This window comes from Roseobacter sp. HKCCD6576-2, assembly GCF_013179285.1.
In the GTDB taxonomy this organism is placed as follows: domain Bacteria; phylum Pseudomonadota; class Alphaproteobacteria; order Rhodobacterales; family Rhodobacteraceae; genus Rhodophyticola; species Rhodophyticola oceani.
This window is the reverse complement of sequence record NZ_WVNW01000003.1, coordinates 19,270-34,696: the sequence shown is the minus strand read 5'-3', so window position 1 is coordinate 34,696 and position 15,427 is coordinate 19,270. Positions and strand designations below refer to the sequence as shown.

Below are 15,427 nucleotides of genomic sequence, written 5' to 3'. Positions count from 1 at the left end.
CAGGCGATGCACGAATTCGCGATGCGAATTCGGTGCTTACATCATGCCGCCCATGCCGCCCATGTCGGGCATGCCGCCACCAGCGGCCCCACCGTCTTTGGAGGGCTTGTCGGCAACCATGGCTTCGGTGGTGATCAGGAGCGAGGCAACCGAAGCGGCATCTTCCAGAGCGGTCCGAACCACTTTGGCCGGGTCGATCACACCGAAGGCGAACATGTCGCCGTATTCTTCGGCTTGTGCGTTGAAGCCGAAGGCAGCGTCGCTGCTCTCGCGGATTTTGCCAGCCACGACCGACCCGTCGACGCCAGCATTCTCAGCGATCTGACGCAGCGGGGCTTCGAGGGCTTTGCGCACAATGGCGATACCGGCGTTCTGATCGGAGTTGTCACCGGTCATATCGGCCAGCACTTTCGCACCTTGCACCAGAGCAACACCGCCGCCCACAACAACACCTTCCTGCACAGCAGCCCGGGTTGCGTTCAGCGCGTCATCAACGCGGTCTTTGCGCTCTTTCACTTCCACTTCGGTCATGCCACCCACGCGGATCACGGCAACACCGCCAGCCAGTTTGGCCACGCGCTCTTGCAGTTTCTCACGGTCGTAGTCGGAGGTGGTTTCTTCGATCTGCTGACGGATCTGGGCCACACGGGCTTCGATCTCGGCCTTTTCGCCGTTGCCGTCGATCACGGTGGTCTCGTCTTTGGTGATCGTGATGCGCTTGGCGGTGCCGAGCATATCCATGGTCACGTTTTCGAGCTTCATGCCGAGATCTTCGGAAATCACCTGACCGCCGGTCAGAATGCCGATGTCCTGCAGCATGGCCTTGCGGCGATCGCCGAAGCCAGGCGCTTTGACAGCCGCGATTTTCAGACCGCCGCGCAGTTTGTTGACCACGAGGGTCGCCAGCGCTTCGCCTTCGACATCTTCAGCGATGATGAGAAGCGGTTTGCCCGACTGGATAACGGTTTCCAGAAGCGGAACCATCGGCTGCAGCGAGGAGAGTTTCTTCTCGTGCAACAGCACCATGCAGTCTTCCAGCTCGGCAATCATCTTGTCCGGGTTGGTGACGAAGTAGGGGCTCAGGTAGCCACGGTCGAACTGCATGCCTTCGACGACCTCGGTCTCGGTCTCCAGGCCCTTGTTCTCTTCGACAGTGATCACGCCGTCATTGCCGACTTTCTGCATCGCGTCGGCGATCTGACGGCCGATCTCGGCTTCGCCATTGGCGGAGATGGTGCCAACCTGCGCCACTTCGTCGGAGTCTTTGACTTCGCGGGCCGCGCCTTGGATCTCGCCGATCACTTTGGCCACGGCCATGTCGATGCCGCGCTTCAGGTCCATCGGGTTCATGCCAGCGGCAACCGATTTCAGACCTTCGCGGATGATGGCTTGCGCCAGCACGGTCGCGGTGGTGGTGCCGTCGCCGGCTTCGTCATTGGTGCGGCTGGCGACTTCTTTCACCATCTGCGCGCCCATGTTTTCGAACTTGTCTTCCAGTTCGATTTCCTTGGCAACCGTCACACCGTCTTTGGTGATGCGCGGAGCGCCGAAGGATTTCTCGATCACCACGTTGCGGCCTTTCGGGCCGAGGGTGACTTTCACTGCGTCGGCCAGCGTGTTCACGCCGGCGAGCATGCGGTTGCGGGCGTCGGTATCAAACTTGACGTCTTTAGCAGCCATAATGTGCTCCTATTGAATAGATTGGGATTGGAAGCGTTGTGCTCAGGCGATGATGCCGAGGATGTCGCTTTCCTTCATGATCAACAGCTCTTTGCCGTCAACGGTGACTTCCGTGCCCGACCATTTGCCGAACAGGATTTTGTCGCCTTCTTTGACGTCCATGGCGATCCGGTCGCCATCATCGTCTTTGGCGCCTGCGCCCACGGCCACAACCAGGCCCTCGGCGGGTTTCTCTTTCGCGCTGTCGGGGATGATCAGCCCGCCTGCGGTTTTCTCGTCGCTTTCGACGCGTTCGACCAACACACGGTCATGCAGCGGTGTAAAAGCCATCTCTCGAACACTCCTTCGGTTCGTTGGTTTCTCCCATGGCGTTAGCACTCGTCTCTCTTGAGTGATAACGGAGCGGAGATAGGCAAAGCCTGGACCCGAGTCAACGGGCGGCTCGCAGAAAACCTGAGCCCTCATCGGCGCGCTGCATTGGCCAAATCCCCGGATCGCAGATCAAAGGTCTGCACCGCCCGCGTCAAACGGCGAGATCACCCAAGGAAATCGACGTAAACCTTCGGCCTAGTCCGCAATACCTCCCCCGAAAGTCCAATTCCGTCCGGCGGTGCATGCCCCCCAGATCCACCCAAGCCGCAATCCCGCGGCACCCAAGACGATTTGAAAGGACATCTCATGTTGAACCTGACCAAAGCCACCGCCCTCGCCGCGCTCCTGATCCCCGGTATCGCCTTCGCGCAGATGAATGAGGGAGACAGAGCCGGCACAACAGAGGCCGAAATCACCGCCTTCTTGGCCGCGCAAGGCTATGAGATCACCGAAACCGAAATCGAAGATGACGAGTTCGAAGCCTATGCCATGATGGATGGGCAGACCTATGAAATTGAGGTCTCGCTTGAAACCGGTATGGTGACCGAGATTGAGCTTGAGGACTAAGCAGGCCAAAGCCACGTCCCTCGGGGTTCCCGGGGGACGCAGCCAAAGGGGATGACGGATGTCGCGGAATACTGTTCTTTGGGGGCTGTTCGCGCTCCAAGCTATCTGCTGCGCCTATTTTCTGCTCGACATCACGCTCGATTTCATCAGCCCCGGTATGGGGCTGTTGCTGGTCGAAAGCGACCTGGCCGAAGCGGTCGTGACCATCGCGCTCTTTGTCAGCCTCGCCTTCACGGCCTCCGAACTGCGCCAGATGATGAGCCAACAGCGCCGCCTGTCGGATCAGTTGAAAGTCGCCTCGGGCGCCTTCACCGATCTTCTGGAAACCCGCTTTGCTGAATGGTCGCTGACGGCGGCGGAACGCGAAGTGGCGATCTTGGCACTGAAGGGCTTTGCAATCGCCGATATGGCCGAGCTTCGCGCCACGAAACTGGGCACGGTCAAAGCCCAATGTGCCGCTGTCTATCGCAAGGCCAAGGTGTCCGGCCGACTGGAACTGTTGAGCCTTTTCTTGGACGACCTTCTGGCGGACGAGCTTGTTCCCATCAGCCCCGCGCCTGGTCAATAGCATCGAAAGCCGAAGCTGCGTCAGTCTTTGCACCTGACAAGCCGCGGCCTTAGGGGTAAGAGGCCCCCGACATCAGACAACATGACGGGATCCGCCCCATGACCACGCTCGTATTCGGCCATAAATCGCCAGACACTGATTCCACCGGCTCGCCGGTCATCTGGGCCTGGTACCTCTCCGAAGTGAAAGGCCAAGCTGCGGAGGCGCGGCTTTTGGGGGAACCCAATACCGAAGCCGCCTTCGTGCTCGAGCGCTGGTCGCTCGCCAAGCCCGAGATCATTTCCGAGGTCGCCGAAGACACGCCTGTCGTGATCGTCGACACAAACAACCCCGCTGAGCTGCCCGAGGCGATCAACAGCGCCGATATCCTGGCCATCATCGACCACCACAAGCTGGTCGGCGGGCTGGAAACCAAAGGCCCGATCGACATCACCATCCGCCCCGTCGCCTGCACCGCCACGATCATGCATGACCTGATGGGCGAGGACGCCGCGAAGATGCCGGAAAGCATCAAGGGCGCGATGCTGTCCTGCATTCTGTCGGACACACTGGAATTCCGCTCGCCCACGACCACGGATGTGGATCGTGAAGTGGCCGAAGCGCTGGCCAAAGACCTCGGCATCGACATCCCTAGCTATGCCGCCGAGATGTTCGCGGCCAAATCCGATGTCTCTGAATTCTCCGATTCCGAGCTGCTGCGTATGGACAGTAAGGAATACGAAGTGGGCGGCAAAAGCTTCCGCGTCTCTGTGCTTGAGACGACCTCGCCCGAGACCGTTCTGGCTCGCAAAGCCAGCCTGATGGAGACGATGCCGACCGTCGCGCTCGAGGATAGCGTTGATCAGGTGCTGCTCTTCATTGTGGATATTCTCAACGAGGAATCCACCATGCTGATCCCCAATGAACTGACCAAAGAACTGGCTGAAAAGAGCTTCGCCACGGTCTGCGGTGACGGCGACACGGTCGTCCTGCCCGGCGTTGTCAGCCGCAAAAAGCAGATCATTCCGAATCTGACGCTCTGACCAACCGCGTGTAACAGTTTGAAAAGGCGGCTCTTCGCGGGCCGCCTTTTGCATGCGCGATCGGCGGGAAATGGCGCATGTCATCAATCCGTTGCTTGATGATAATCGCCATGTCGCAGCACGGTGTTAGGGTAAAGCATCAGACAAACGGGGACTCACGTCATGCCACTTCTACTCGACCGCCGCACCTTCCTTGGCACCACCGCCAGCTTCATCGCGCTGCATCCCTTCTCTGCCAATGCGCAGGCCAACCAAGCCCATCTCCGGATCATGGAGACCACGGATGTCCATGTGCATGTCTTCCCCTATGATTATTACGGCGACCGGCCCGTCGATACGGTCGGGCTGGCCCGCACCGCCTCGCTGATCCAAGCGGTGCGCGACGAATCCACCAACTCGCTCTTGCTCGACAATGGCGACTTCCTTCAGGGCAATCCGATGGGCGATTACATTGCCTATGAGCGCGGCATGTCCGAGGGCGACATGCATCCGATTATCGCGGCGATGAACACGCTTGGCTTTGACGGCTCAACCCTCGGCAATCACGAGTTCAACTACGGCCTCAATTTCCTGATGAACTCGCTGGCCGGGGCCGATTTCCCCATGGTTTGCGCCAATGTCGCGACCGAAATGGGGGCCAGCCCAACCGAGGACACCACGCTGGTGCCGCCTTATGTCATCCTTGACCAAACGCTCACCGATGGCGCGGGCGAGAGCCACCCGATCCGCATCGGCCTGATCGGCTTCGTTCCGCCGCAGATCATGACCTGGGACCGCCGCCATCTGGAAGGCAATGTCATGGCCCGCGATATCGTCGATACCGCACGCGCCTATATCCCGCAGATGAAGGAAGAAGGCGCGGACCTGATCATCGCGCTCAGCCATTCCGGCATAGGCGCGGCAGATCATACGGACGGCATGGAAAACGCCTCCATCCCGCTGGCCGCCATCGACGGGATTGACGCGATCCTGACCGGGCACCATCACCGGGTCTTCCCCGGCCCCGACTATGCCGACACGCCCGGCGTCGATGCCGAGGCTGGCACGATCATGGGCAAACCGGCCACAATGGGCGGGTTCTGGGGCAGCCATATGGGTCTGGTCGACCTGATGCTGGAACGCGACGGCAACGGCTGGCGCATCGTCGGCCATACCTCCGAAGCAAGGCCGATTTCGCGCCGGGAGGAAGACCGCTCCGTCACCGCGCTCGTCGAAAGCGCGCCCGCCGTCCTGGCCTCAGCGCAGACCGAACATGATGCCACGCTCGATTATGTCCGCCGTGCCGTGGGGGAGACCGCCGCGCCGCTGCATTCCTATTTCGCGCTGGTGGCCGATGACCCCTCGGTTCAGGTCGTCTCAAACGCGCAGACTTGGTATATCGAACAGATGATGGCGGGCACAGAATATGAGGGCCTGCCGATCCTCTCGGCGGCGGCGCCCTTCAAGGCCGGCGGTCGCGGTGGCCCGGAATACTATACCGATGTGGCCGTGGGCGCGGTGGCGATCAAAAACGTCGCCGATCTCTACCTCTATCCCAATACGGTACGCGCCGTTCTGGTGACCGGGGCCGAGGTGCAGGATTGGCTCGAACGCTCAGCGGGTATGTTCAACCAGATCGAGCCGGGCAGCGCCGATCAGGTGCTTCTGAACCCCGATTTCCCGTCTTACAATTTCGACGTGATCGACGGGGTGGAGTATCAGATCGATCTCAGCCAGCCGTCGCGCTATGACCGCGATGGCAATGTGGTGGCCGAAGGCGCGGAGCGGATCGTGAACTTGACCTATAACGGTGCGCCGCTCGACCCGGATCAGCAGTTCATTATCGCCACCAACAATTACCGCGCGGGTGGCGGCGGCAACTTCCCCGGCGCGTCACCGGAAACCACGGTCTTTGAAGGGCCTGACACCAACCGCGATGTGATCGTCCGCTATATCGTCGAACAGGGCACGATCAATCCGGCGGCGGATGCCAACTGGTCCTTCGCGCCGATGCCCGGCACCACCGTGCTCTTCGACACCGGGCCAGCGGCCAGCGCCTATTCCGATGCGGTGGAAGGTGTGACAATCGAACCGGCGGGCGACGGGCCGGATGGGTTCGCGCGGTTCCGCATTTCGCTCTGATCAGTCGGGGCGGCGGCTCAGCAATGGGGGCCGCCGTCTGACCACCCGCGCATCCGGTAACGCCGCTCAGAGGCGCGCCAAGAGCTCCTCTCGCGCCCGCTCCAAGCTCCGCAAATCCAAAAAACGCGGCGTCTGTCGCATATATTCGATAAAGGCGTGGCCATAGCCTTGCCGGAGCCATCGCTCTTCGTTCAGCGCGAAGAGAAAATAGATCAAGAACAAACCACCCGCCAAAGCCAACACGCTCCAAGACCCGGCAACCACCGCCAGCCCAAGCGCCGCCGCCAGCGACGCGACATAGCCAGGGTTCCGCGAATACGCATAGACCCCGCCGGTCACCAATCCGCCCGTCGCGAAATAGGTGTTTTCTTTGCCCAGATGTTTGTAGGCCCAGAGCGACATGGCATAGGCACCGACCATAATCGGCACGCCAATGGCATAGCGCGACCAGTTGCCAAATCCATGCAGCCAAAGCATCAGCCCCGCCTCCACCACCATGGCCGCGCAAAACACCCGGAAGAGCACGAGCGCAAGGGCCTTCTGCCGATCACTCGCGGCGGGCCAGAACCCAATCTCCGGTCGGACCAGATTGCGCAGCAACAACAAGCACAGCGCCGCCCCGGCCAGTGCCGCCACAACCAAGGCTCCAAACTCCACCAGATACATGGTCTCAGTTCCCCAATCTCACATTGGCCGCCACCGTCGCAAACCCACATGACAAGGGCGCAACACTCTTCTGGATGTTTTCATATGAAAACATCTTTCGTCGCATGGCAATGGGTGGGGCTGGCCCCGTTCGACAATCCATCCTAAGGAGGGCCAACCCGCGCAAGAGGCCCCCATGACCCAGATTATCGAGCAGCTTTCCGAGATTTCCCCCCGCTATGATGCGCTGTTTTGCGATCTCTGGGGCTGTGTCCATGACGGCATCCAGGCCTTCCCCGCCGCCGTCGCCGCGCTGCAGGCCTATCGCGCCCAAGGTGGCACCGTCGTGCTGCTGACCAACGCGCCGCGCCCGCGCGCCGGGGTGGAAAAACAGGTCGAAAAGCTGGGCGTGCCCCAGGACGCCTGGGACGTGATTGCCACCTCCGGCGACAGTGCCCGCGCCGCGATGTGGCGCGGTGCCGTGGGCGAAAAGGTCTATTTCATTGGCGAAGATCGCGATCAGACGTTTTTCGCACCGATGGAGTTGATCGAAAACGCGGTGAGTATCACGCAAGTCCCGCTGGCCGAGGCTGAGGGGATCGTCTGCACCGGTCCGTTTGATGCCCAGGCCGACCCCGACGTGAACCGGCCCGATTTCCTCTATGCCAAGACCAAAGGGCTGAAACTGCTCTGCGCCAATCCCGATATCGTTGTGGATCGCGGCGAGACCCGTGAATGGTGCGCCGGTGCCTTGGCGCAGCTTTATACCGAGATGGGGGGCGAGAGCCTCTATTTCGGCAAACCGCATCCGCCGATCTACGACCTTGCCCGCCGCCGGTTGGAGCAGATCGGCAAAGCCACCCCCGATGAACGCATCCTGGCGATCGGCGATGGCATCCGCACCGACATCCTTGGCGGGATGGGGGAGAATATCGACACGCTGTTCATCACCGGCGGGTTGGCGCGGGTGGAAACCGGCACGGATCGCCAGCCAACCCCCGAGAAACTTGAGGCTTTCTTGGCCGAGGCGCAGATTGGCAGCACCTATTCCATTGGTTATCTTCGCTGATCTATACGCAATATAGTTGCGATATACAGCGGCTGTATTGGCATTTTGTTACTTCTGCATTGCAGCATTCTGATCTTTGCGCTATGCAGCCCGCATGGAAGATGGGAATGACGCCATGCTCGACAACATGCCACGCGGAACGATTTGTATAGAAGATATCGAGATCGGGATGACCCGGCATCTGACGAAACAGGTGACGGATCGCGATATCGAGCTGTTTGCCGAAGTCTCCACCGATCATAACCCCGTGCATCTGGATGACGACTACGCCCAAGATACGATCTTCGAAGGCCGGATCGCCCATGGCATGCTGACCGCGGGCCTGATCTCGGCGGTGATTGGCGAGCAATTGCCCGGCCATGGCACGGTCTATCTCGGCCAGAGCCTGAAGTTTGTGGCCCCCGTCCGCCCCGGCGACATGGTGCGCGCCGAAGTGCAGGTCACCGATATCGATTTCGGCAAGCGCCGAGTGACGATGGACACCCATTGCGCCGTCGATGGCCGGGTGGTGCTGAAAGGCGAGGCCGTGGTGCTGGCCCCCTCGCGGAAATTCGACTGAGGATAGGTTACAAAAATCCGGCGATCCGGAGTTTTTTGTAATTCATTTCCGGTTAACCAGCCCGGCTTGCCCTTCCCGCGCGGCCCGGCTAATTCGGTCCCCATGCGGACCGTGCGCGATTATCAATATGTCTCTGCCGAAGATCGGGGTGCCAGCGTCGCCATCGGCAATTTCGACGGTGTGCATCTGGGCCATCAACATGTGATCGACATCGCGCGCGCCCATGACGCCCCTCTGGGCATCCTGACCTTTGAGCCACACCCGCGCGAGTTCTTCGCAAGCAACGGCCCCTCCTTCCGTCTGATGAATGCCGAAGCCCGTGCGCATCGGCTGGAAAAGCTCGGCGTTGACCTTCTTTATGAACTGGCGTTCAACCATGCGCTGTCAGGCCTGGAGGCGGAAGAGTTTGCCCGCGACGTGCTGGCCGAAGGCTTGGGCCTGGCGCATGTGGTGGTGGGTGCGGATTTCTGTTTTGGCAGAGGGCGCAAGGGAACGACCCAATCATTGCTGGATTTCGGCGCACGGTATGGGTTCGAGGTGACCATCGCGGAGATCATGCAAGGCGATCTCGGCGCGGTCTCCTCCACCAATATCCGCAACGCGCTGAGCGAGGGGCGCCCGCGCGATGCCGCCGCGATGTTGGGCCATTGGCACCGGATCGAAGGCCCGGTTCTGCATGGCGAAAAACGGGGCCGCGAATTGGGCTACCCCACGGCGAACATGTCGCTCGCCAATCTGCATGTGCCCAAGCTGGGCGTCTATGCGGTGCTGGTCGATGTGCTGACCGGGGCGCATCAAGGCACCTATCACGGCGTCGCCTCGCTTGGCGTACGCCCAATGTTTGGCGGGCAAGAGCCAAACCTGGAGACCTATCTCTTTGATTTCACTGGCGATCTCTATGGCGCTGATCTGTCGGTTGGGCTGATCGACTATCTCCGCCCCGAGGTGAAATTCGACGGAATTGACAAGTTGATCACCCAAATGGATGCCGACAGCGCCCAAGCCCGCGCCATTTTGGCCGCCCTATGAGAGAACGGTTCTGGGAACGGGTGCAGATGCGCAAGATGACCTCCGAAGAGTGGGAGGCGCTTTGCGACGGCTGCGGAAAATGCTGCCTGAACAAGCTTGAAGACGAGGATACCGGCGAGGTCGCGCTGACCCGGGTGGCGTGTCGGCTCTTGGACGATTCCACATGCCGCTGCGGCCAATACGGGATCCGCAAAACCTTGGTGCCGGAGTGCATCCAACTGACGCCGGAGACCATGGGCGATGTGGCCTATTTCATGCCCGAGACCTGCGCCTATCGCTTGCTGCACGAGGGTAAGCCGTTGTTTTGGTGGCATCATCTGATCTCTGGCAGTCCCGAGACCGTGCATGAGGCGGGCGTCTCGATGCGCGGGCTCACGGTGCCGGAATTCGAAATCCCCGAAGACGAGTGGGAAGAGTATATTATCGAGGAGCCAGGCGCATGAATTTCGCCTCTGACAATGCCGGACCTGCCGCGCCGGAGATAATGGCCGCCCTGATTGCCGCCAATGAGGGTTATGCGATGCCCTATGGCAATGACCCGATTACAGCGCGTGCGGTTGAGGCGGTTCGCGCGCTGTTCGAGGCCCCGGAGGCTTCGGTGCATCTGGTCGGCACCGGAACGGCGGCCAATGCGCTGGCCCTGGCGCTGATGACGAAGCCTTGGCAGGCGATCTACTGCCACGAAGAGGCTCATATCGCGGTCGATGAATGCGGCGCGCCGGAGTTTTTCTCAAACGGGGCAAAACTATCCCTCGTCCCCGGCGCGCATGGCAGGATGACGCCCGAAACCCTGCGGCAAGCGATCGCCGGAACGGCGCAGGAGGACGTCCATTCGGCACAGCGCGGACCGGTGTCCCTGACCCAGGCAACCGAAGCCGGAACCGTCTATTCTCTCAGCGAGATCAAAGCCTTGACGGATGTGGCCAAGGCCTTTGGATTGCCAACCCATCTCGACGGGGCCCGGTTTGCCAATGCCTGCGCGGCCCTTGGCTGTAGCCCGGCGGAGATGACCTGGAAAGCGGGCATTGATGCGGTGAGTTTTGGCGGCACCAAGAACGGCTGCCCAGGGGTGGAGGCGGTGATTTTCTTCGACCCGGCCCAGGCTTGGGAGTTCGAGTTGCGCCGGAAGCGCGGCGGGCATCTGTCCTCGAAACACCGGTATCTCTCGGCGCAAATGGCGGCGTATGTCGAGGACGGCCTCTGGTGTCGGTTGGCCGAGGCCGCCAATCGCGCCTGTGCGGATCTGGCCGAGGGATTGCGGGAGGTTCCGGGCGCGGAACTCGCCTATCCACCGGAGGCCAATATCGTCTTCGCCGACCTGCCCCGCGCCGCCCATCGGCGCGCAAAGGCAGCCGGTGCAGAGTATTATCTCTTTGGCGAGGACACCGCGCTTGAGGGGCCGGATGACACATTGATCCGCTGCCGTCTGGTGTGTGACTGGTCCTGCAGTTCCGAGAGAGTCCAAGCGCTTTTGGAGTTGCTTCGAGGCGCTTAGACGGCTTCGATAAAGGTGCGGATGTCGGCGGCGACCTCTGTTGGATGGGTGATCGGCAACATATGCGCCGCCCCCGCAATTTCCGCCCGGTGGGTTTGGGCAATGCCGTCTTCCAGACGGTCGAGGATGGCCCCCACCACCGGCGGTGAGGCGCCGCCAGATATCAGGAGCGTGGGCATCGTCACCCGCGACAGCCCGGGCACCAAACCGGCGCGATCCTCGTGCAGGGCCGGATAGCTCGCCGCGATCAGCGGCATCCGCTCGGACATATAGCACTGCTGCGCGGGCGGGAGCGCGCCATAGGGCGTGCCGTTGCCCCAATTGGCCAGAAACGCCCGGGCGGCTTCCGCCAGATCACCGCCCTCCCGAAGCGCCGCACGCTCGGCATTGGCCGAGGGGCTTATGTTCCGCCTGTAGGCGTCCGGCGCCGCGGCAAACAACACCGGCTCGATCAACGTCAGCGTTTTCACTCGGTCAGGCTGCCTCTCGGCGAGGCGCAAAGCAACCGTGGCCCCAAAACTATGACCGATCAGATGGCACGGCTGATCAGGCAGGAGGCTCTGCGCGAGATCGGTGTTCTGATCATGGAAGTCTTGATCCCGGTCCCAATCCGGCCCCCGGCCATGACCGGCCAGGTCGGGGGCGGTCATGGTCAGGATGTCGGAAAGTGCCTTGGCCACACCATCCCAAGCCCCGGAATGGGCCAAGGAGCAATGCAGTAGAAGGGCAGGTTCCGCCCCCTGCCCCCAGGTGCGAAGGCCGGGCGTCACAGTTCGCCGGCAAGATGGAGGTCGAGATCCTCAAGCCGGTCCTGGCCCCAGAAATGTGTCGTGCCATCGACGACAAAAAACGGCGCGCCGAAGACATTGTTGGCCACCGCATCTTCCAGGTTGCGGGCGTATTCCTCCGCCCCTTCCAGCATGCCGCTATCGGCCAGCGCCGGATCGAACCCGGCGGCGGAGAGCGCGGCGCGGATCACGTCATCTTCGGCGATGTTCTTTTCGCCCGCCCAAACCGCACTGGTCAGTTCCGACATCAGTTTCCCCAGATCGCCGCCGCCGGCCTTCTGCGCCGCGATCAACGCATAGGAGGATGGCGCGGGGTTGGTCGGCCAAAACGCCGGTTGCGGGTTCAGCGGACGGCCCAAGCGCTTCGCCCGGCGCGCCATATCCTCAAGGCGATACGCCTGCCGCGAGGGATGACGGTCTTTCGGCGGCACGCCCCCAGTGCGGGCGAAGAGACCCATGATGTCGAGCGGTTTGTAAGTGATCGTGGCGCCGTGTTTGGCGACGATCTCCTCAACAGTGCCAGAGGACAGGTAGGTGAAAGGCGAAATCGTTGCGAAATAGTAGTCGATATGGGCCATTTGTCTCTCCACTGGTTTAGGCTTTGCGCGGAGCCTAGACCGATGTTAGGGGGTGTCAACGCATCAACGGGCGGGGAAACTGCCCGAACCAAGGGACATCGCTCACATGCCTGCCACCGACCCCAAGATCATCTCTGGAAACGCAAATCGCAGCCTGGCCGAGGCCATCGCCCGCCGGATGTCGATGCATCGCGGTATGCAGATCGGGTTGGTCGATGCACGGGTCGAGCGCTTCAATGACCAGGAGATCTTCGTCGAGGTCTACGAGAACGTTCGCGGCGAGGATATGTTCATCATCCAGCCGACCTCGAAACCGGCGAATGACAACCTGATGGAGCTTTTGATCATGGCCGATGCGCTGCGCCGGTCCTCCGCCGCGCGGATCACCGCCGTGATCCCTTACTTCGGTTATGCCCGTCAGGATCGTCGCACCAAGGCGCGGACGCCGATCTCGGCCAAGCTGGTCTCGAACTTGATCGCCGAAGGTGGGATCGAACGGGTGTTGACGATGGATTTGCACGCGGCACAGATTCAAGGCTTCTTCGATATCCCGGTGGACAACCTTTATGCCTCGCCAATCTTCGCGCTGGATATTCTGCACCAGTTCAAAGGCAAGGTGGATGATGTGATGGTGGTCTCGCCCGATGTGGGCGGCGTGGGTCGCGCCCGTGAGTTGGCGCAACGGATCGGCGCGCCGCTCTCCATCGTCGACAAACGGCGCGAGAAGCCGGGTGAGATCGCCGAGATGACGGTGATCGGCGATGTGAGGGGGAAGAAATGCCTGATTGTTGACGATATCTGCGACACGGCAGGCACGCTTTGCAAAGCCGCAGAGGTGTTGATGGAGCACGGCGCAACCGAGGTGCATTCCTATATCACGCATGGGGTTCTGAGCGGCCCGGCGGTGGAGCGGATCACCAAATCGGTGATGAAAAGCCTGGTGATCACCGACACGATCGAAGCGGTCGCCCCGGTCCAAGCCTGCAAAAACATCCGGGTAATTCCGACCGCGCCGATGTTTGCCCAGGCGATTCTGAATATCTGGAACGGGACAAGCGTTTCCTCCCTCTTCGACACCGATACACTGGTTCCGATTTATGAGGGGCTTTATCCGAAAGGCATGTGGGGCCGCTGAGAGGGCGGAGCGCGGGATGCTCTAGACTTCCGTGCGAAAACCTCGCGTCTTCAATTCTTCGCCGTCGATTAGTAGAGTTCCCACTCATCATCATCGCGAAGCTCACCGATGGCCATCCAGTCGGCGCGGACCCGCGCAATGCGGCTGTCTCCCCAAGTGCGGAACACGATATCGAACCCCGAAGGGGTGATATCCTCCGCGCTCAGATCAGCGCGCTGGTTGGTTTTCCCGTCTGTGTCCCACATGCCGATGGAGACCTGAACGGTCGGCGCGCTCTTGTAGGCGGTAGCAAAGGCGACGGCCAGGCGCACCTCGCGAGGGCCATCGCCAGACCACATGAGTCCGCCATTCTCGAAATCCGAAAACAGGATCTCCGAGCCTTGGTCGATCCCGATGGTATGGCTGTGAAGACGTCGCATGTTGCCTGCCGCTCGTAATATGGCCACAGCTTATCACCCGGCACGGCAGAAGGAAGACCTCGCGAGATCGGCCGAGTTGTTGCGGCCCCTCAGCCGTTTCGGACCATGGCAATGTCAATGACCACTTTTGCCTCATAGAACTCGGCCTGATTCACCTTCAGACATGCAAAAGGCGCCCGCTTGCTGCAACAGCGCGGGCGGCGCCGTTTTTTAAAGGATCGACGCTTAAGAAAGAGGCTTAGATTATGCGTTCTTTAAAGATAGCTTTTGCATGCACCGCACTGACGGCTCTGTCCGCCTGTGCCAACATACCCCGCCATTATTCTGCGGCAGACCAACCGATGGCATTGCAAGCGATGTTTGCGGATTTTGATCGTGCTTGCCTGGCGAACCTACCCAACCAAAGCCGAGCTGCGGAGACAATTCATACAATGACCGCAGAAAGCGCGGATCGGGCTGACCTACGCCGTCACAACTATACGCCATATACGCCATTTTTCGTGCACCGCGTATACGACCACAATATCGAGTTGTGGCCAGCAGATGATAACCGCTTCGGCCCCTGCCAATTGACTGTGTACAATATCCCGCCTGAGGCTGTTGCCGCAGCCGCGCTCACCGCCACCGATGATCGAGGGTTTAGGTTCTCCAACGTCACTCCGACAAGGGAACAGATCGAGGACTGGGGGGATGACGGATACGTCGACGAATGGCGCGTGGCGCATGGCAATGGAACAGCCATACTCAAAGTCTTCTCCCTTCCGGCAATACTCAATACGGCCACGACGGTAGAAATCGCTTTTCGATAGGGCAATGTGGTCAGGGCACACGTCATCGCCCCGCCCTGCGCGGGACAGAATAGATGGGGTCTTGATCAAGATGAGCTCGGCCAAGACATGAAAAAACCGCCGACAGGGACGAACCTTGACGGCGGTTTCGTCTCTAATGCGTATGGCTCAGAGGTTGATGTGCCCTTTGAGCGCTTCCATGTCTGCCAGCAGTTTGGCCGCGGCGTCGGCCACACCATGCACCTGGGTGTCGCTGGCCTTTGCGTGGGCCTCCCGGGCCTCTGCAATAAAGCCGTCGAGCATCTCTGCAGTCACCTCGTCTTTCGGCAGCGCACGTTCCGCGAGGACCGTCGTCGCAGCGCCGGAGACATCGGCGAAACCGCCAACCACGATGTAATCCATCGTCTCGCCGGTTGCCGTCTCCACGCTCAGAACGCCGGGGCGCAAGGTGGTGATCATCGGCGCATGATCGGGCATCGCCGTCATATCCCCGTCAACGCCAGGGATTTGCACGGACTTGGCCTGAACCGAGGCCAAACGGCGCTCGGGCGACACCATATCGAATTGCATCATATCGGCCATCGTGGCCCCT

The 15,427-nt window shown here is 60.9% G+C and carries 18 protein-coding genes; 11 read left to right on the top strand and 7 right to left on the bottom strand.

The window, feature by feature from the left end; genetic code table 11:
• Window positions 1-36: 36 nt before the first annotated feature.
• Both groL and groES read right to left on the bottom strand, forming a co-directional pair.
• Window positions 37-1,680, bottom strand: a complete 1,644-nt coding sequence (gene groL, locus GTF44_RS12745; RefSeq protein WP_145215948.1) for a chaperonin GroEL — start codon at window positions 1,678-1,680, stop codon at window positions 37-39.
• 42 nt (window positions 1,681-1,722) lie between these two features.
• The gene (gene groES, locus GTF44_RS12740; protein ID WP_145215945.1) at window positions 1,723-2,010 is read right to left on the bottom strand and encodes a co-chaperone GroES; all 288 of its coding nucleotides are present in this window, start codon (window positions 2,008-2,010) and stop codon (window positions 1,723-1,725) included.
• Window positions 2,011-2,358: 348 nt separating this feature from the next.
• On the opposite strand from groES, the gene GTF44_RS12735 reads away from it, so the two are divergent.
• The 4 genes from GTF44_RS12735 (at window position 2,359) to GTF44_RS12720 (ending at window position 6,330) form a co-directional block, all read left to right on the top strand.
• The gene (locus tag GTF44_RS12735) at window positions 2,359-2,619 is read left to right on the top strand and encodes a PepSY domain-containing protein (protein WP_171561602.1); all 261 of its coding nucleotides are present in this window, start codon (window positions 2,359-2,361) and stop codon (window positions 2,617-2,619) included.
• Window positions 2,620-2,677: 58 nt separating this feature from the next.
• Window positions 2,678-3,187 carry a LuxR family transcriptional regulator gene (locus GTF44_RS12730; protein WP_171561600.1) on the top strand — a complete coding sequence of 170 codons (510 nt, stop codon included), beginning with the start codon at window positions 2,678-2,680 and terminating at the stop codon, window positions 3,185-3,187.
• Window positions 3,188-3,285: 98 nt separating this feature from the next.
• Entirely contained in the window at window positions 3,286-4,209 is a 924-nt protein-coding gene (locus GTF44_RS12725; protein WP_171561598.1) for a manganese-dependent inorganic pyrophosphatase, read from the top strand.
• A 162-nt stretch (window positions 4,210-4,371) separates the two neighbouring features.
• Window positions 4,372-6,330, top strand: coding sequence for a bifunctional 2',3'-cyclic-nucleotide 2'-phosphodiesterase/3'-nucleotidase (locus GTF44_RS12720; protein ID WP_171561596.1), 1,959 nt, complete (start codon window positions 4,372-4,374; stop codon window positions 6,328-6,330).
• A 66-nt stretch (window positions 6,331-6,396) separates the two neighbouring features.
• Here GTF44_RS12720 and GTF44_RS12715 read toward each other — a convergent pair whose 3' ends face one another.
• The gene (locus GTF44_RS12715) at window positions 6,397-6,996 is read right to left on the bottom strand and encodes an isoprenylcysteine carboxylmethyltransferase family protein (protein ID WP_171561595.1); all 600 of its coding nucleotides are present in this window, start codon (window positions 6,994-6,996) and stop codon (window positions 6,397-6,399) included.
• 175 nt (window positions 6,997-7,171) lie between these two features.
• Between GTF44_RS12715 and GTF44_RS12710 the strand changes: the two genes are divergently transcribed.
• The 5 genes from GTF44_RS12710 to GTF44_RS12690 all read left to right on the top strand — a co-directional run bounded on the left by GTF44_RS12710 (window position 7,172) and on the right by GTF44_RS12690 (window position 11,127).
• A complete protein-coding gene (locus GTF44_RS12710) occupies window positions 7,172-8,044 on the top strand; it encodes a TIGR01459 family HAD-type hydrolase (RefSeq protein ID WP_171561594.1) in 873 nt (290 codons plus the stop codon).
• A gap of 115 nt (window positions 8,045-8,159) precedes the next feature.
• On the top strand, window positions 8,160-8,603 hold the full coding sequence (locus GTF44_RS12705) for a MaoC family dehydratase (protein WP_171561888.1): 444 nt from the start codon (window positions 8,160-8,162) through the stop codon (window positions 8,601-8,603).
• A gap of 102 nt (window positions 8,604-8,705) precedes the next feature.
• Window positions 8,706-9,632, top strand: a complete 927-nt coding sequence (locus GTF44_RS12700) for a bifunctional riboflavin kinase/FAD synthetase (protein WP_171561593.1) — start codon at window positions 8,706-8,708, stop codon at window positions 9,630-9,632.
• Window positions 9,629-10,075 carry a YcgN family cysteine cluster protein gene (locus GTF44_RS12695; protein ID WP_171561592.1) on the top strand — a complete coding sequence of 149 codons (447 nt, stop codon included), beginning with the start codon at window positions 9,629-9,631 and terminating at the stop codon, window positions 10,073-10,075. Before GTF44_RS12700 ends, GTF44_RS12695 begins: the two co-directional genes overlap by 4 nt.
• Complete coding sequence (locus GTF44_RS12690) at window positions 10,072-11,127, top strand: low specificity L-threonine aldolase (protein ID WP_171561590.1); 1,056 nt, start codon at window positions 10,072-10,074, stop codon at window positions 11,125-11,127. The genes GTF44_RS12695 and GTF44_RS12690 overlap by 4 nt, the downstream gene beginning before the upstream one ends.
• Here the strand turns inward: GTF44_RS12690 and GTF44_RS12685 are convergent.
• Together GTF44_RS12685 and GTF44_RS12680 are read right to left on the bottom strand one after the other, a co-directional pair.
• Window positions 11,124-11,897: an alpha/beta fold hydrolase gene (locus GTF44_RS12685; protein ID WP_171561588.1), complete on the bottom strand. Its 774-nt coding sequence runs from the start codon at window positions 11,895-11,897 to the stop codon at window positions 11,124-11,126. The two genes, GTF44_RS12690 and GTF44_RS12685, sit on opposite strands and share 4 nt — an antisense overlap.
• The gene (locus GTF44_RS12680; protein WP_171561586.1) at window positions 11,894-12,493 is read right to left on the bottom strand and encodes a 2-hydroxychromene-2-carboxylate isomerase; all 600 of its coding nucleotides are present in this window, start codon (window positions 12,491-12,493) and stop codon (window positions 11,894-11,896) included. The genes GTF44_RS12685 and GTF44_RS12680 overlap by 4 nt, the downstream gene beginning before the upstream one ends.
• 106 nt (window positions 12,494-12,599) lie before the next feature.
• On the opposite strand from GTF44_RS12680, the gene GTF44_RS12675 reads away from it, so the two are divergent.
• Window positions 12,600-13,628: a ribose-phosphate pyrophosphokinase gene (locus tag GTF44_RS12675; protein ID WP_171561584.1), complete on the top strand. Its 1,029-nt coding sequence runs from the start codon at window positions 12,600-12,602 to the stop codon at window positions 13,626-13,628.
• A 68-nt stretch (window positions 13,629-13,696) separates the two neighbouring features.
• Here the strand turns inward: GTF44_RS12675 and GTF44_RS12670 are convergent, their stop codons facing one another.
• On the bottom strand, window positions 13,697-14,047 hold the full coding sequence (locus GTF44_RS12670; protein ID WP_171561583.1) for an H-type lectin domain-containing protein: 351 nt from the start codon (window positions 14,045-14,047) through the stop codon (window positions 13,697-13,699).
• 245 nt (window positions 14,048-14,292) lie between these two features.
• Between GTF44_RS12670 and GTF44_RS12665 the strand changes: the two genes are divergently transcribed.
• Window positions 14,293-14,856, top strand: a complete 564-nt coding sequence (locus GTF44_RS12665; RefSeq protein WP_171561581.1) for a hypothetical protein — start codon at window positions 14,293-14,295, stop codon at window positions 14,854-14,856.
• Window positions 14,857-15,003: 147 nt separating this feature from the next.
• On the opposite strand, the gene GTF44_RS12660 is transcribed toward GTF44_RS12665, so the two are convergent.
• A complete protein-coding gene (locus GTF44_RS12660) occupies window positions 15,004-15,417 on the bottom strand; it encodes a F0F1 ATP synthase subunit epsilon (RefSeq protein WP_171561579.1) in 414 nt (137 codons plus the stop codon).
• Between the last annotated feature and the right edge of the window lie 10 nt (window positions 15,418-15,427).

What these genes read in the sequence shown, in the direction of transcription:
- groL (WP_145215948.1), bottom strand. Translation starts at nt 1,680, where the DNA reads ATGGCTGCTAAAGACGTCAAGTTTGATACCGACGCCCGCAACCGCATG.
- groES (WP_145215945.1), bottom strand. Translation starts at nt 2,010, where the DNA reads ATGGCTTTTACACCGCTGCATGACCGTGTGTTGGTCGAACGCGTCGAA.
- GTF44_RS12735 (WP_171561602.1), top strand. Translation starts at nt 2,359, where the DNA reads ATGTTGAACCTGACCAAAGCCACCGCCCTCGCCGCGCTCCTGATCCCC.
- GTF44_RS12730 (WP_171561600.1), top strand. Translation starts at nt 2,678, where the DNA reads ATGTCGCGGAATACTGTTCTTTGGGGGCTGTTCGCGCTCCAAGCTATC.
- GTF44_RS12725 (WP_171561598.1), top strand. Translation starts at nt 3,286, where the DNA reads ATGACCACGCTCGTATTCGGCCATAAATCGCCAGACACTGATTCCACC.
- GTF44_RS12720 (WP_171561596.1), top strand. Translation starts at nt 4,372, where the DNA reads ATGCCACTTCTACTCGACCGCCGCACCTTCCTTGGCACCACCGCCAGC.
- GTF44_RS12715 (WP_171561595.1), bottom strand. Translation starts at nt 6,996, where the DNA reads ATGTATCTGGTGGAGTTTGGAGCCTTGGTTGTGGCGGCACTGGCCGGG.
- GTF44_RS12710 (WP_171561594.1), top strand. Translation starts at nt 7,172, where the DNA reads ATGACCCAGATTATCGAGCAGCTTTCCGAGATTTCCCCCCGCTATGAT.
- GTF44_RS12705 (WP_171561888.1), top strand. Translation starts at nt 8,160, where the DNA reads ATGCTCGACAACATGCCACGCGGAACGATTTGTATAGAAGATATCGAG.
- GTF44_RS12700 (WP_171561593.1), top strand. Translation starts at nt 8,706, where the DNA reads ATGCGGACCGTGCGCGATTATCAATATGTCTCTGCCGAAGATCGGGGT.
- GTF44_RS12695 (WP_171561592.1), top strand. Translation starts at nt 9,629, where the DNA reads ATGAGAGAACGGTTCTGGGAACGGGTGCAGATGCGCAAGATGACCTCC.
- GTF44_RS12690 (WP_171561590.1), top strand. Translation starts at nt 10,072, where the DNA reads ATGAATTTCGCCTCTGACAATGCCGGACCTGCCGCGCCGGAGATAATG.
- GTF44_RS12680 (WP_171561586.1), bottom strand. Translation starts at nt 12,493, where the DNA reads ATGGCCCATATCGACTACTATTTCGCAACGATTTCGCCTTTCACCTAC.
- GTF44_RS12675 (WP_171561584.1), top strand. Translation starts at nt 12,600, where the DNA reads ATGCCTGCCACCGACCCCAAGATCATCTCTGGAAACGCAAATCGCAGC.
- GTF44_RS12670 (WP_171561583.1), bottom strand. Translation starts at nt 14,047, where the DNA reads ATGCGACGTCTTCACAGCCATACCATCGGGATCGACCAAGGCTCGGAG.
- GTF44_RS12665 (WP_171561581.1), top strand. Translation starts at nt 14,293, where the DNA reads ATGCGTTCTTTAAAGATAGCTTTTGCATGCACCGCACTGACGGCTCTG.
- GTF44_RS12660 (WP_171561579.1), bottom strand. Translation starts at nt 15,417, where the DNA reads ATGGCCGATATGATGCAATTCGATATGGTGTCGCCCGAGCGCCGTTTG.